Annotated in this window: 14 protein-coding genes; all 14 read left to right on the top strand. The window is 59.9% G+C overall.

The features are described 5' to 3' along the window. Positions 1-12: 12 nt before the first annotated feature. The 14 genes from EDE09_RS25865 (at position 13) to EDE09_RS25805 (ending at position 14,301) form a co-directional block, all read left to right on the top strand. Positions 13-1,590 (top strand): ABC transporter substrate-binding protein, encoded by a 1,578-nt coding sequence (locus EDE09_RS25865; protein ID WP_132413286.1) that lies wholly within the window; start codon positions 13-15, stop codon positions 1,588-1,590. After that, positions 1,590-2,426, top strand: coding sequence for a creatininase family protein (locus EDE09_RS25860; protein WP_245505240.1), 837 nt, complete (start codon positions 1,590-1,592; stop codon positions 2,424-2,426). The genes EDE09_RS25865 and EDE09_RS25860 overlap by 1 nt, the downstream gene beginning before the upstream one ends. Then, a complete protein-coding gene (locus EDE09_RS25855; protein WP_132413282.1) occupies positions 2,423-4,075 on the top strand; it encodes an ABC transporter ATP-binding protein in 1,653 nt (550 codons plus the stop codon). The genes EDE09_RS25860 and EDE09_RS25855 overlap by 4 nt, the downstream gene beginning before the upstream one ends. Further along, the gene (locus EDE09_RS25850; protein ID WP_132413280.1) at positions 4,072-4,749 is read left to right on the top strand and encodes an RraA family protein; all 678 of its coding nucleotides are present in this window, start codon (positions 4,072-4,074) and stop codon (positions 4,747-4,749) included. Before EDE09_RS25855 ends, EDE09_RS25850 begins: the two co-directional genes overlap by 4 nt. Beyond that, the gene (locus tag EDE09_RS25845) at positions 4,749-6,296 is read left to right on the top strand and encodes a gamma-glutamyltransferase (RefSeq protein WP_132413278.1); all 1,548 of its coding nucleotides are present in this window, start codon (positions 4,749-4,751) and stop codon (positions 6,294-6,296) included. The genes EDE09_RS25850 and EDE09_RS25845 overlap by 1 nt, the downstream gene beginning before the upstream one ends. 11 nt (positions 6,297-6,307) lie before the next feature. Continuing rightward, positions 6,308-7,180, top strand: a complete 873-nt coding sequence (locus EDE09_RS25840; protein WP_132413276.1) for an N-formylglutamate amidohydrolase — start codon at positions 6,308-6,310, stop codon at positions 7,178-7,180. A gap of 109 nt (positions 7,181-7,289) precedes the next feature. Continuing rightward, positions 7,290-7,868, top strand: a complete 579-nt coding sequence (locus EDE09_RS25835) for a prolyl oligopeptidase family serine peptidase (RefSeq protein ID WP_245505239.1) — start codon at positions 7,290-7,292, stop codon at positions 7,866-7,868. 48 nt (positions 7,869-7,916) lie between these two features. Next, a complete protein-coding gene (locus EDE09_RS28910) occupies positions 7,917-8,042 on the top strand; it encodes a hypothetical protein (protein ID WP_281033684.1) in 126 nt (41 codons plus the stop codon). A 390-nt stretch (positions 8,043-8,432) separates the two neighbouring features. After that, positions 8,433-8,678, top strand: coding sequence for a hypothetical protein (locus tag EDE09_RS25830; protein WP_132413274.1), 246 nt, complete (start codon positions 8,433-8,435; stop codon positions 8,676-8,678). 633 nt (positions 8,679-9,311) lie between these two features. Further along, positions 9,312-9,815 (top strand): hypothetical protein, encoded by a 504-nt coding sequence (locus EDE09_RS25825; RefSeq protein ID WP_132413272.1) that lies wholly within the window; start codon positions 9,312-9,314, stop codon positions 9,813-9,815. Between the two features lie 322 nt (positions 9,816-10,137). Beyond that, positions 10,138-11,067 carry a LysR family transcriptional regulator gene (locus EDE09_RS25820; protein ID WP_132413270.1) on the top strand — a complete coding sequence of 310 codons (930 nt, stop codon included), beginning with the start codon at positions 10,138-10,140 and terminating at the stop codon, positions 11,065-11,067. Positions 11,068-11,293: 226 nt separating this feature from the next. After that, positions 11,294-12,331: a TRAP transporter substrate-binding protein gene (locus EDE09_RS25815; RefSeq protein ID WP_132413268.1), complete on the top strand. Its 1,038-nt coding sequence runs from the start codon at positions 11,294-11,296 to the stop codon at positions 12,329-12,331. Between the two features lie 75 nt (positions 12,332-12,406). Then, the gene (locus tag EDE09_RS25810; RefSeq protein ID WP_132413266.1) at positions 12,407-13,021 is read left to right on the top strand and encodes a TRAP transporter small permease; all 615 of its coding nucleotides are present in this window, start codon (positions 12,407-12,409) and stop codon (positions 13,019-13,021) included. Further along, entirely contained in the window at positions 13,018-14,301 is a 1,284-nt protein-coding gene (locus EDE09_RS25805) for a TRAP transporter large permease (RefSeq protein WP_132413264.1), read from the top strand. The genes EDE09_RS25810 and EDE09_RS25805 overlap by 4 nt, the downstream gene beginning before the upstream one ends. Positions 14,302-14,307 lie beyond the last annotated feature (6 nt).

The raw sequence follows: 14,307 nt of genomic DNA, 5'->3' as shown, positions 1-14,307 counted from the left end.
GAAGGTGGAACCATGTATACCAGACGCGAAGTGGGAAGTCTCATTCTGGGAGCCGGTGCATTGTCGCTCGCCGGCCGCATGCCGCGGGCCAATGCCGCGGACCGGCCATCGTTGACGATCGCCGTCGACAATCTCTGGGCCAACATGGCGACGATCAACGGTATCTCGACCACGTCGCGCCGCATCTTCCCCAACTTCTACGACACGCTCGTCGACCGTGACTACATCAAGGATGAGAACGGCCTGCTCTTCGCACCGAAACTTGCGACGAAGTGGGAGCAGAACGGCAATGTTTGGAGCATCCAGCTCCGCGAAGGCGTGAAATTCCACGACGGCACCGAGATGACATCGGAGGATGCCGTCTTTACCTTGTCGCCCGAGCGACTATGGGGGCCGAAGCCGTTCGAACCGCGCGGCAAGACTTTCACGGCTGGCTTCAAGCGGGTCGAGGCGACAGGCAAATATACGTTCGAGATCGAAACCGAACGCCCCGACCCGAACATTCCGGCAAAGCTGACCGGCTATATCGGCTTCGTCGTGCCGAAAAAATACTACATGGAAGTGGGCGTCGACGGCTTCGGCCAGAAGCCGATCGGCACGGGTCCTTACAAGGTGACGACCTTCCGTTCAGGCGAGATCATGGTGCTGGAGGCCTTCGACGATTATTGGGACGGCGCGCCGCCGGTCAAGCAGATCTCCTGGAAGATCGTGCCGGAATTCGCCGCCCGAATGGCGGGCCTCGTCTCCGGCGAATTCGACTTCATGGTCAACATCCCGACCGATCAGGAGAAAACGCTGGAAAGCTACAAGGGCGTCGTGCTGAAGCGCGTGCTCGCCGACAACTATCCGGCCTTCGCCTTCAACACCCGCCCCGATCCGGCAGACAATCCGCTGGTCGACGCCAACTTGCGCTACGCCATGGTCCAGGCGATCGACATGGATTCGATTGTCCAGGCGCTGTTTAATGGCACGACCGAACATCCGGCCGTTCCGTTTAACTTCAAGGAATACGGCAAGTTCTATGATCCTAACTTGCCGGTGAAACTGCCCTACGACGTCGCCGCCGCCAAGGCGCTGGTCGCCAAGACGAAATACAAGGGCGAGAAGCTGCTCTGGCATATCACCCGGCAGTTTTATCCGAACTACGAGGCGGCGGCCGAAATCATGGTCGAGCAATGGCGGGAGATCGGCGTCAACGTCGAGGCGCAGGTACTCGACAATTTCGAACTCGTTTATCGCCGTCCCTACCATCTCATGAACATGTCCATGAGTTCGGACTTCATCCCCGGTGATCCCTACCAGCCGCTCTGGCTCGACTGGGGCCCGACCGCATCACGCTCGACGGCCAACTGGAAGACCTGGGATCCGACGCCGGAATTCGTCGAGCTGGGCAAGAAGTTCGACGCCACAACCGAATTTGAGGAACGCAAGAAGGCCTATCTGGCGCTTTCGGAAGAATGGCAGCGCGTGACGCCCGGCTACTACCTGTGGAAGAGCGTCTACAACTGCGCCCATCGCACCGGCATCGAATTCAAATTCAAGCCGAACGGCGAAATGCGCATCTACGGCGATTATTTCAAGTTCGTATGATGACCAGGATACGCAAGCATGCGCTGAAGGACATGACGTTCGCGGAATTTCGCGAGCGTCTTTCCGACAAGCCGGTCATCCTGCTGCCCTTCGGTAGCCAGGAGGAACAAGGCCCCCACGCCCCGATGGGCGATTTCATGCTGACCGAAGCGGTTGCGGGGCAAGTGGCGGAAGCTGCCGACGCGATCGTCGCGCCGACCATTCCCTTCGGTTATGCGGATTTCTTCAAGACCATTGCGGGCGGCATCCAGCTGCGGCCTTCGACGTTTTCGGCCGTCGTCGAAGATACCGTGACCGCCTTCCTCGATCACGGTATCGAGCATATTCTGATCCTGAACGGCCATACCAGCAACGCACCGCTCTTCGATCAGACACTTCGCCGTATTCGCACGGAACGCGGGGTTTCAATCCCCTTCGTCAATCTCTGGCAATCGATCCCCGACGCGCTCTGGAAGGAATTGCACGGCAGTTCCGTCGCCGCTGCGCGCGGCCATGGTGGCGAGCCGCTGACCTCCATCTACCTGCATCTCTGCCCCGAACTGATGCGCATGGACCTCGCCCGACCATCGATGCGCGCCAAGGCGTTCGGCCTACCGACCGGCGGCGTCAACAACGTACAGTTCGAGGGCATGCCCGTGCATGTGCAGCTCAACTGCCACGAGGTGAATGCCGATGGCATGCTGGGCGGCGATCCGTTGCTCGCCAGTGCGGAGAAAGGTGCGAGAATGGTCGAATATCTCGTGGGGTTCTGCGCCCGCTTCGTGGCACATATGCGCAGCTGCGACATGCGCTCGGTAGCCGGTTTCATTCCCGACGGCACAAAGGAGGCCTCATGAGCAGCGAGCGGCTTTCGATCGAACATTTGAACGTGCCGCTTCCGGAAGGCGCCGACCGGCGTTTTGCGGTCGAGGATCTGTCGCTGACGGTGAGCAAGGGCGAAATCCTCTGCATCGTCGGCGAGTCCGGGTCCGGCAAGTCGCTGACGGCGCTTGCCGCAATGGGCCTCCTGCCCCGCAATCTCGGACAGCCGGCCGGCCGGGTGATGTTCGAGGGCAAGGACTTGCTGACCATCGACGATGCGACCCGGCGCAGCATTACGGGCCGGCGCATCGCCATGATCTTCCAGGAGCCGATGGCGGCGCTGAACCCGATCTTCCGTGTCGGCGAACAGGTGTCGGAAACCTTCCGCATCCACACCAAACTGTCGCAGGCGGAGATCCGCGGGAAGGTGATCGACCTCTTCCGCGAGGTGCAGCTTCCCAATCCCGAACAGATCTACCACTCCTATCCTCACCAGCTTTCCGGCGGCCAGTGCCAGCGCGTCATGATTGCTACAGCGCTCGCGCTCGATCCATCGGTGCTGATCGCCGACGAGCCGACAACGGCGCTCGACGTCACCACCCAGGCGCAGATCCTCAAGCTGATGCTGGACCTGCGGGCCAGGCATGACACCGGCATCATCTTCATCACCCATGATTTCGGCGTTGTGGCGGAAATCGCCGATCGCGTCGCGGTGATGCAGATCGGCTGCCTCGTGGAGATCGGCACGCGTGACCAGATCCTCAATCACCCGCGTCAGGATTATACCCGCCGGCTGCTCGCAGCTGTACCGACGCTGACGCCGCGCAAGGAGCGCCAGGGGCTCGGCGATCCGGTGCTGATCGCCAGGAACATCGTGAAGACCTTTACCCGCTCCGGCCTTTTCGGTGGCGGCCGCACCGTGAAGGCGGTCGACAATGTCGACATCACCATCCGCCGCGGCGAAACGCTCGGCCTCGTGGGCGAATCCGGCTCAGGCAAATCGACCCTTGCCCAATGCGTCATCCGCCTCGTGCAACCGGAAAGTGGCGATATCCTGATATCCGGCGGCGATTTCGCGGGTCTCTCCGGCAAGGCGTTGCGCGAAGCCCGCCGCAAGGTGCAGATCGTTTTCCAGGACCCGTATACCGCTCTCGACCCGCGCGAAAAGGTCGGCGACGCGATCGCCGAAGGACCCATCATTCATGGGCTTGATCGCAAGGCTGCCATGGCTCGCGCGCTCGACCTCCTCGAAGCCTGCGGGCTCGACCGCAGTTCAGCGGACCGTTTCCCGCATGAATTCTCCGGCGGCCAGCGGCAGCGCATCTGCATCGCCCGTGCGCTGGCGGTCGAACCGGAACTCCTGATTGCCGACGAAAGCGTCTCGGCGCTCGACGTATCGGTGCAGGCGCAGGTCCTGAAACTGCTTGCCGACATGCAGGCCCGCCTCGGTTTCGGCATCCTCTTCATCACTCACGACCTGCGGGTCGCAAGCCAGATCTGCGACAACATCGCTGTCATGAAGAACGGGAGAATCGTCGAACGTGGCGACCCGGCTTCGCTCTTCGGCGCGCCGAAGGAAACCTACACCAAGGAACTGCTTGCCGCCGTGCCCGGCAAGGGCTGGCAGCATCACTCGGCCGAAAACAAGGCCGGAGAACAGAGACTCCGGAAGGAAGCGCCATGAAGAAATACCAGATCGGGCCTGTGCCGAAGCAGGTCGATGCCGAACTCATCCGGAAATTCGAGAGCGTCGAGGTCGCAACGATCGGCCATTTCCGCCATCGCGGTTTCCTGCGCCATTCAATTGCACCCGTTGTCGAGCCGAAGAACACATTGGTTGGCACGGCGATAACGGTCGCAATCCCCGGAACCGACTCCACGCTGCTCCATCATGCGATCGGCCTCCTGCGTCCCGGCGATTTCCTGTTGGTCGACCGGCTTGGCGACGACCGGCACGCCTGTATCGGCGGCGGTGTCGCCTTTGCCATCAGGACGGCTGGTGCGATCGGTGTTGCGATCGATGGCCCATGCACCGATGTCGAGGAAATCGTCGAACTCGGCCTGCCGCTGTGGTGCCGCGGCGTCTCCGGCATCACCACACGGCTCAACGACCTGGGTGGATCGCTCAATCTTCCTGTTTCGTGTGGCAACGTACCGGTCCTGCCGGGCGATGTTGTGGTCGCCGATGCGAGCGGCATCGTGGTTATCTCCGCCGATGAAGCGGACGAAGTCGTGGAAGAGGCAATGGCGCGGCAAGCGCGTGCCGGACGCAACAAGCACAGGATCGAGGCGGGTGAAAAGCTCGGCGATCTTTCGGGCGCAAGCCGCATGGTGGCTGCCGCGCTGGAGAGCCAATAATGGAAAACCCGCAATATAACCATTTGCGCGTCGAGCGCGGCATCTATCGCAAGGTGGCCGGTGTCAGCGAACATGGCGTCGTCACGTCACAACATTATGCGGCGGCTGAGGCGGGCGCTGCGGTTCTTGCCGCTGGCGGCAATGCCGTCGATGCGGCGGTCACCGCCGCCTTCACGCTTCAGACCGTCGAGCCCTGGATGACGAGCCTCGCCGCCTGCGGCTACATGCTCATCGCCGAGCCGGACAACAAGGTCGAGGTGGTCGAGTTCACCGGACGCGTGCCGTCCACTTTCGATGAGGAATTCTACAAGCCGGATCCGACGATCAAGACGTTCATCGGCCATCCGGCTTCGATCGACAACCGCAATGTCCGAGGCTTCACCGCCGCCGTCGTGCCGGGCTGCGTGCGCGGTTTTGCGGAGGCGCTGAAACGCCACGGCACGATCGGTTTCGACAGGGCTCTGGCGCCCGCGATCGAACGTGCCCGCAAGGGCATGTATGTTGACTGGCACACGACACTGGCGATCGCCATCGCCGAAGGCGAGCTTACCATGGACCCCGGCACTCGCTCCATCTTCCTGCCCGGCGGCCATGCGCCCGAACCGGGAGCGACGCTGCCTCTCGATCAACTTGCCAGGACACTGGAACAGCTCGCCAATGACGGCCCCGGCGCACTCTATGGCGGTGCGATCGGCGAGAAGCTCGTTGCTGACCTGAATGCCAGCGGCAGCTCGATCACGCTTGAGGACATGGCGAACTATGCGCCCCTTCTCTATCCGTCGCGGACCATGTCCCTGCAGGGGAAGACCGTGCACGTCGCCGGAGAAACCAGTGCCGGTCAGCGGCTCTTCGACGCGCTCGATCACTTCGACAGGAAGCGCGGCAGGGGCCCGGTCGACGCCGGTTTCTTTACAGCCATGGCCGAAGCATTGTGGGAAAGTTTCGGCGCCCACCGCAAGCGCCTCAATCCGGCCGAGACGAACGGCAAGACCAGCACAACCCAGGTCAACGCGGTGGACTCGGAAGGTCGCATGGTGGCGATCACATTCACATTGCTCAACCGGTTCGGCGCCCGTGCCCTATCGCAATCCACCGGCATCCTGCTCAACAACGGCATGTCCTGGTTCGATCCGACGCCCGGCCGCGCCAATTCATTGAGGCCGAATGCCTATGCACCGAGCAATATGTGCCCGGTGGCGATCACCGACGAGAACGGTCCATTCGCCGCCTACGGTGCCGCTGGCGGCAACCAGATCGTCCCATCGCTGGCCCAGCTGAGCGGCATGATCGTGCATGCGGGCCTTGATATCGAGGACGCGATGAACACCCCGCGTATGACGACAGGTCCGCATAGCGACATCATCTTCAACATCGACATGCCTGCCGATCAGATAGAAGCGCTCGAAAAGATCGCTAAGGTCCGGCCGGCGGCAGCCGTCGTCTATCCCCGCCCCTTCGCCGCGCCCGGCATGGTCGGCCGTCGCGGAGCATCGTTCGTCGGAATGCCCGACGTCACTTATCCGGCCGCCTTCGCTGCCACAGCCTGAACGAGCCCCTCATGACCGACCCGCTATTTGCAGCCGTTGAGATAGACGGCGTATTAAAGATTATTCCGCCAACGGCGCCGGCCGTCCCGCTTGTTTTCGATTCACCTCATAGCGGACTGACGATCCCAGACTTTGAACGGACGGTTTCCGATGAACTGGTGCGGGTTGCGGCCGATACCTACGTAGACGATCTTTTTGGCTTCGCACCCTCGATTGGTGCGCCATTGCTGATCGCCCAATTCCCACGCAGTTTCCTCGATCTCAACCGATCGGTGAAGGACGTTGACGTCGAAATGATCGAAGGCCAATGGCCGCACCCGACCCGCGACAGCGCCGCCGCCCGTCGCGGCATGGGGCTCGCCTGGCGTTACGCCTGGGGCGACACGCCAATGTATGGCCGCAAGTTAACGGTGAAGGAACTGGAAGAGCGGATCGAAACCTACTGGCGACCCTATCACCGAGAGATCGTCCGGCTGCTCGATGAAACCTATGCCGCCTTCGGCAAGGTCTATCACGTCAACTGCCATTCCATGCCGGCGATCGGCCATGTGCTTTCACCCGATCCTCCGGGCACGGTCCGCAAGGATGTAGTGATCGGCGACTATGACGGACAGTCAAGCGAGCCGGATTTCGTGAAGCTTGTCATCGAAACGCTGGAAGGCTTCGGCTACTCGGTGTCGCTGAACGTGCCTTTCCGGGGCGCCGAACTGATTTCGGCCTACAGCGCGCCGGCGAACAATCGGCACAGCATCCAGATCGAGCTTAACCGCAAGCTCTACATGGACGAGGAAACCCGCGAAAAGATTTCCGGCTACGACATGCTGAAAGCAAATCTCACGAAACTTGGTGATGTCATGCACGACTATGTTGCATGCCAGAGTTGAACGGTAATGATGCCGTTTGCGTTTCTAGATTATCGTTGACGGCACGAGGTCGTCGTGCCGCCTGACATATCTCCCGGTCTTTCTTTCGAAGGACCAGATCGAAGTGCCGATGTTTATCATCCGGCGCAAGGATGTGACCGGGCCGGCTCCCACCCTGCTCTATGGTTATGGGAGGTTCGGCATCAGCCAGATTCCCATCTACAATCCCATGCAACTCGCATGGGTGGAACAGGGCGGCGTGCTGGCGATCGCCAATATTCGCGGGGGCGGCGAATATAGCCGGGCCTGGCATCGCGCCGGTCAGCTCGAAAAGAAACAGAACGCGCTCGACGACTTCATTGCCGCCGCCGAATTCCTGAAGCGCGCGGGCATCACGACGCCGAAGGGACTTGCCATCCAGGGCGAATCCGCCGGTGGCATGCTTGTCGGCGCCGTTACGAACCAGCGCCCCGACCTGTTTGACGTCGCGCTGCCAGGTGTCGGGGTCATGGACATGCTGCGCTACGACAAATTCACAGGCGGCGCGCTCTGGACAGGCGAATACGGCAAGCCTGCCTATGAGAAGTCCTTCCGCAACCTCCTGACCTACTCGCCCTATCATACGATCAGGGATGGCGAGGACTTTCCCGCGATCCTGGCAACCACAGTCGACGCCGACGACCGCGTCGTTCCCGCTCACACCTTCTAATACATTGCGGCCCTGCAGGCGGCCGACCTCGGGCCCAAGCCGCGGCTGGTGCGCATCGAATCCCGCGCGGGCCATGGGAGCGGCCTGCCGGTCGACAAGGCTGTCGCGCAGAACGCCGACCTCTATTCATTCGCCGCCTACTGGACGGGATTGAAGATCAAACCTGTGAAATGAGCGATCAAAAGGAGAATGAAAAATGACGAGATCCTACAAGCCTATGCTCAAAGCCACGACGACGATCTGCGGAGGTAGCCTCATCGCGCTCGCACTTGCTGGATGCATCCGCTCAAGATCAACACTACGAAGACAGCGGAGCCTGCTACGGTTCGCGACACTATGCCGGGTGTATGAATCAGCAACAGTTCCAGCGCGATCGCGAACAGCTGATGAACCAGGAAAGAGCACTGATCAGTTCGCAGCAGGCCAGGGAAAACCTGAGGATGCTCCGCGAGATCAGACGGAAGCGTGGAGAATACTAGAGCAATTTCAAACGCAACACCGAGCACAGTTTTGCTGAAACGCTCGCACCACCCAATTGCCATATAACTGACGAGGAAAGATCACATGCCGATAGATGAACAGTCGGACAAGTTTGGCACGGCCGAGGGCGCGTACCGGCTTGCGCTCAACACCGTGATCTGGGCTTTGGTAGATCATGCAAGCCAAACTGATCCGCATCTTAGGGAACGCGCACTCACGGGTATCGAGGACTATGTAACACGCCTCAATCCACAATCGGAGCTGGAACTTGACTTCTCTGAACGGGCAAGAGGCTTTGCTGCAACCCTTGTAGAACCGCCGGGTTCGTAATCGATCAATCGTGAAACTGACACGCGGTTTAGCGCAGATGGCGGCAGCATCATCGAGCCCGTCGGCACGAGCGATGGATTTGCCGGCCTGACTATTATTGCTGGCGCTGAAGCAAGCCCAATCCTTCAGCGCAGCGTGTAACCCAAAGAGATGGCAAATCCGGCTCTCTTCATCTCCAATTCTATGTCGAGCTTTACTACGGGTTCAGCCAAATATGCAGGTAGAGCAAGTTTGCAGCTAAACAATCGTTGTTGCGAGAGGATCGATCTTCGCTGCGGCGACCGCTTAGGACGCGTGTCAGCTTTTGGGCGCATTCCGGTCAATCAGGAGGATGTCACTGATAGTCGCAGATAGGAAGCTGTATGATTACAAGGAAATCGATTTCGCTTAATCAAGCTGATCGATAATGAATGTCCGCCGTCCTGGATGAACGGATCGGCCGGTTTACCGTGCAATTCAGTTTGGGTAGACAGTCGATCTACATTCATGTTTTCTCCTGCCTTCTCAATTGTTCCGGATCATCTTCTTGAGCCACTTGTCCCAATCGTCGTTGCTCATTATTGACAGGGTCTTCGCGGTGTCCCTGTACCGATACTCATGCCAATCGTCGCAAGTAAGCATTGGAGTTGTTGCATGGCAATCTACAACGGCGCGCTAGCATTGCTGGGAAAGTCGGAAATCGACGCAGCGGTCGTAGACTACTTGAAGTCGCTGGGTGCGACGCTCCCGCTCAAGCGGCCGCCACGCGGCGAGAAGGAAACAAACGTCGAGGTCCCCGGTCAACAGATTGAACTGGTCTTTACTCTCGGAAGCGAGTTGCCGAACGGGACGCGCTTTGCGGAAGGGGAGTTGGTTCTGCGTGCGTTCTTCGCTCTTCCGGAGGAAGCAGGAAGGCCGATCGATGGAACACCTTTCGATCTCGATATGACCGTTACCCGGGAGCAGGCGCGAGCAAAGTCCGGAGAGCCGGAATGGAGCAGCCGCGGTAGTTTGAAAACGATCGCTGGGTGCTGGAGACAAGCGGATGCTTCTAAGCTTCACGTCGGACGAACGGCGCATCCGACAAGTGTCGGTGTCGCAATTGTTCGAGTGAGCGGGCATGCGAACACATCCCTCATTGCAAGTTCGAGGTCTTGAGCGGGGCGTTAGACATTACACTTTCTTGCCTGAAGGTTCTGAAGGAGGGCGGCGGGCCGCTGCCCCAGAGCTTTTCGCTGATCTGAAAGAATTATCTAGAACCGCGATCCACGGCAGGATGTCCACTGATTGCGCAAAGCCGCCGTAGCCTCCGCCTTGATGAGTTTCGAACCTTCCACCAGCTATTTTATTTTAGCGTAGAGGTTTGAGATTCAATAACTTAGGATCAATCATCCTTGAAAAATCGACGGGCGAAACTCTTAATTCCCTGTTCGTCCAACGATCGATAGACGAAAGACATGCTTTGGGGTTAGCTGCGACGATGATCGATCTCCGCAACATTGAGACCTTTTTCTGGGCTGCCGCACTGGGCAGTTTGCGCGCCGCAGCGGAAAAACTCGGGACAACCCAACCGGCCGTCTCCCAGCGCATTGCCGCGCTCGAGCTTGCGCTCGGCGTAAAACTGTTCGATCGAGCGGCACGAGGCGTTCGGTTGACCGCCAAGGGACAAGAACTCCTTGCTCATGCTGAACAACTCATCCAGGCCCGCAACGGGCTGATCGAGGCGGCGCGGGATAGCACGACCATGAGTGGCCGGCTCAATCTCGGCGTGGCCGAGACGATTGTCCAGACATGGTTGCCAAAGCTGATAGCCGGGATCCACATGGCCTATCCCGACCTGACACTGGAGATCGAAGTCGATACCAGTGAAATGCTGCAGTCTCACCTGATGAGCCGGCGGATCGATCTTGCGTTCCTGATGGGACCGGTTCTGGAACCGCGTGTCGCCAACCGGCCGCTTTGCACTTATCCGCTGGCGTGGATTGCAAAGCCGGGTCTTTACTCTTCAGAAAAGAGCGTTTCGGTGGAGACGATCTGCGCCCTGCCGGTCATCACCTACGGTTCCAACAGTACGCCCTATCGCCAGGTGCGCGACATCCTGCAGCGCTACCGCTTTCCCACACCGCGCATGTATGGCAGCGCATCCCTGTCGATGATCGCCAGGATGGCCTTGGACGGCATCGGTACGGCCGTCATCACGCCCGTATTTCTCGGCGCCGAGATCGCGCGCGGCGAGCTGGAGATACTGAACGTCGATGCAGATCCTCTCAACGATCTTCACTTTACGGCAAGCTGGATAGACGGGCCGGACAGCCATGCCGCCCGGGTCATCACGCATATGGCCCAACAGGTCGCCCGCAACAGCGCAGGCAATGTGCTCATCACCGATCTGGCCAGCGAAGAGGTATAAATAATATTTATATCCTACTTCCAAACATACGATTGGACAAGCCGTCTGCACCGACATTTAATCCCTGAAAACAAAAGCGATATAAATCGCACGCATGGGAACAGGCTGACATCGCGCCGGGTCAGAGGCAATCGGGACGTCGTCTCGTCGCATTTCCTCGTCTCGAACTAAAGCTCGCCTTTTCTCGTGTTCTGACGGATCGAACCAAAAGAGAAAAGGGAACGACATGAAGCTAATCTCCTTCGCCACCGCATTCCTCGTCGCCGGCGCGGCCGCTGCCCAGGAACTGCCCAAGACGCAGTTGCAGATCGTCGGCGGCCTCAGCAACCTCACCGCCTACCAGCAGTTCGAACAGCCCTTCTGGACCAAGACCATTCCGGAAAAATCCGGCGGCCGGGTTACGGCCACGATCAAGGGCTTTAACGAAATGGGCCTCAAGGGGCCGGAACTGATGCGGCTGATGTCGCAGGGCGTCGTTCCATTCGGTACGGCAACGCTCTCCTATTTTGCCAGCGACAACCCGATCAACGAGGCGATCGACCTTCCCGGCCTCGCCCCCGATGTCGCCACCGCCCGCAAGGTGACGGAAGCCTTCCAGCCGGTTTATGAAAAGTTCTATGGCGAAGGTTCGAAGGTCAAGCTGCTCGGCATCTCGACCTATCCGGCCCAGGTGATCTTCTGCAACGCAGACATCAAGGGTCTCGTCGACCTCAAGGGCAAGAAGGTCCGCACCTCGGGCCGCACTCAGGCTGAATTCGTCGAAGCCTTCGGCGGTACCAGCGTGACGATGGCCTTCGGCGAAGTCGTTCCGGCACTGCAAAACAAGGTCGTCGATTGCGCCATCACCGGCTCGCTGTCGGGCTATTCCGCCAAGTGGTATGAAGTATCGACCCATCTCCTGGCCCTGCCGATCAACTGGAACCAGCAGATCCACGCGGTCAACCAGGCCGTCTGGGACAAGCTAGACCCGAAGATCCAGGCTTTCCTCCAGGAAAACATCAACACGATGGTCGATGACATCTGGAAGGCAGCCGACACCCAGACCCAGGAAGGCTACGACTGCAACACCGGTGCTGCTGCCTGCACGCAAGCCGTAAAGGGCAAGATGACGCTCGTCGTGCCGACCGAAGACGACAAGGCGCTGCTCAATGCGACCCTGAAGGACAAGATCCTGCCGACCTGGGCCGCCCGTTGCTCGGCCGATTGCGTCAAGGGCTTCAACGACACGATCGGCCAGACGCTCGGCCTGACCGTCGCGAAATAAGCCTCACCCGTTACAGGGCATGGCTGCTGCGGATGCGCGGCCATGCCACTCTCTCTTCGAGCCGGACCGACAATCATGACAGGATCCCTCCCCTTCTTCACATGCCTTTACGGCTATGCCGAGAAAGCTGCCCGCTGGGCAGTGCTTGCCAGCGGCGCCCTGACGATTGGCAGCGTCTTGCTGATCACCGTCGACGTGCTGCTTCGCAAGTTCATCGGCTGGACTGTCGGCGGCTCCGATGAACTGTCGGGCTATGCTTTCGCCATCAGCACGACTTGGTCGCTTGCCTATGCGACGCTGCAGCGCGCCAATGTACGCGTCGACGTCATCTACCAATATCTGCCGGTCAGGGTCTCCGCGGTATTGGACTGGCTGTCGCTCGTCTGCCTCGGCATCTTCATCGGCTTCGTCACCTACTACGGCTACGGCGTCGTGGCTGAGTCTATTAGCAATAATTCCCAGGCCAACACGCCGCTCGGCACCCCGCTTGCCATTCCGCAGGGTCTTTGGTTCGCAGGCCTCGTCTTCATGTGCCTGATCCTCGCACTGATGCTCGTGCGTGCCTCCGTTGCTCTCGTCACCGGCGATATCGAGACGGTCAAGGCGATTACCGGCGTGCGCTCCACCCAGGAAGAAGCAGAGGAAGAAGCCGCAACCGGCGAGCGACTGATCGAGGGAGAACGCAAATGATTGCCACCACGCTCGTCCTTCTCCTCGTCCTGATCGGCCTTTCCATCCCTGTCGGCGCCGCACTCGGCGTGCTCGGTCTGGTTCTCGACCCGAGTTTCTCGATGCTGCCATTGACGCGCGCCATAGGCGAACTGGCCTGGAGCACCAATAACGAATTTCTGATGGTCGCCATCCCGCTGTTCATCCTGCTCGGCGAAATCCTGTTGCGCGCCGGCTTTGCCGAACGCATGTACAGCGCCATGAGCCTCTGGCTCTCCTGGCTGCCGGGCGGCCTGATGCATGCCAATATCGGTGCATCCGCCCTGTTTGCCGCAACCTCCGGCTCCAGCGTGGCGACCGCCGCGACCGTCGGCACTGTTGCCATCCCGCAGATCAAGAAACACGGCTATAACGAGCCGCTCTTTCTCGGCAGCCTTGCAGCAGGCGGCACGCTCGGCATTCTCATCCCGCCATCGATCAACATGGTTCTTTACGGCGTCCTGACCAATACGTCGGTACCGAAACTCTATCTGGCCGGCATCATTCCGGGCCTGCTGCTAACGGCACTGTTCATGCTGACCATCATCGGCGGCTGCGGGATCTTCCCTGCCTGGGGTGGCACGCGGGTCAACAGCACATGGAGAAAGCGGTTATCGAGCCTGGTCCATCTTGCACCACCGCTCGGCATCTTCCTGCTCGTCGTCGGCTCCATCTATGCGGGCCTTGCGACCCCGACGGAGGCGGCGGCCCTCGGCGTCACGGGCGCAATGATCCTTGCCGCCTGCTTTGGCCGCCTTTCCTTCGCCATGCTGGCGGAATCGATCGAAGGCACGATGAAGTCCTCGGCGATGATCCTTTTGATCATCATCGCGTCAGGCTTCCTCAACTTCGTCATGTCAGCCACCGGCATAACCGACGTCATCACCAGCTCGATTTCCGGCCTTGGCCTGTCGCCGGTCGCGATGATCCTGGTCGTTGTCGTCTTTTACCTGATCCTCGGCTGCTTCATGGAATCGCTGTCGATGATGATCACGACGATCCCGATCGTCGCCCCGATCATGCTGGCGCTCGGCTTCGATCCAATCTGGACCGGCATCCTGATCATCGTTCTGGTGGAAGCCGCCCTCATCACACCGCCGGTGGGCCTGAACCTCTTCGTGGTCCACAGTCTGCGCAAGAGTGGCTCGATGACGCCCGTCATCACCGGCTCGCTCCCCTTCGTCGGCGCCATGGCGCTGTTGATCGTGTTACTCTCAATCTTCCCCTCGATCGCGCTCTATCTGCCAAGCCTCGCCAACTGATCCCAT

The organism is Neorhizobium sp. S3-V5DH, assembly GCF_004343065.1.
In the GTDB taxonomy this organism is placed as follows: domain Bacteria; phylum Pseudomonadota; class Alphaproteobacteria; order Rhizobiales; family Rhizobiaceae; genus Neorhizobium; species Neorhizobium huautlense.
Note: the sequence above shows the minus strand (reverse complement) of the source record. Positions and strands in the feature narration are given on the sequence as shown.

Excerpts from the sequence above, each read along its gene's own strand:
- EDE09_RS25850 (WP_132413280.1), top strand. The coding sequence starts at position 4,072 with ATGAAGAAATACCAGATCGGGCCTGTGCCGAAGCAGGTCGATGCCGAA.
- EDE09_RS25810 (WP_132413266.1), top strand. The coding sequence starts at position 12,407 with ATGACAGGATCCCTCCCCTTCTTCACATGCCTTTACGGCTATGCCGAG.
- EDE09_RS25840 (WP_132413276.1), top strand. The coding sequence starts at position 6,308 with ATGACCGACCCGCTATTTGCAGCCGTTGAGATAGACGGCGTATTAAAG.
- EDE09_RS25830 (WP_132413274.1), top strand. The coding sequence starts at position 8,433 with ATGCCGATAGATGAACAGTCGGACAAGTTTGGCACGGCCGAGGGCGCG.
- EDE09_RS25825 (WP_132413272.1), top strand. The coding sequence starts at position 9,312 with ATGGCAATCTACAACGGCGCGCTAGCATTGCTGGGAAAGTCGGAAATC.
- EDE09_RS25820 (WP_132413270.1), top strand. The coding sequence starts at position 10,138 with ATGATCGATCTCCGCAACATTGAGACCTTTTTCTGGGCTGCCGCACTG.
- EDE09_RS25805 (WP_132413264.1), top strand. The coding sequence starts at position 13,018 with ATGATTGCCACCACGCTCGTCCTTCTCCTCGTCCTGATCGGCCTTTCC.
- EDE09_RS25855 (WP_132413282.1), top strand. The coding sequence starts at position 2,423 with ATGAGCAGCGAGCGGCTTTCGATCGAACATTTGAACGTGCCGCTTCCG.
- EDE09_RS25835 (WP_245505239.1), top strand. The coding sequence starts at position 7,290 with ATGTTTATCATCCGGCGCAAGGATGTGACCGGGCCGGCTCCCACCCTG.
- EDE09_RS25860 (WP_245505240.1), top strand. The coding sequence starts at position 1,590 with ATGACCAGGATACGCAAGCATGCGCTGAAGGACATGACGTTCGCGGAA.
- EDE09_RS25865 (WP_132413286.1), top strand. The coding sequence starts at position 13 with ATGTATACCAGACGCGAAGTGGGAAGTCTCATTCTGGGAGCCGGTGCA.
- EDE09_RS25845 (WP_132413278.1), top strand. The coding sequence starts at position 4,749 with ATGGAAAACCCGCAATATAACCATTTGCGCGTCGAGCGCGGCATCTAT.
- EDE09_RS25815 (WP_132413268.1), top strand. The coding sequence starts at position 11,294 with ATGAAGCTAATCTCCTTCGCCACCGCATTCCTCGTCGCCGGCGCGGCC.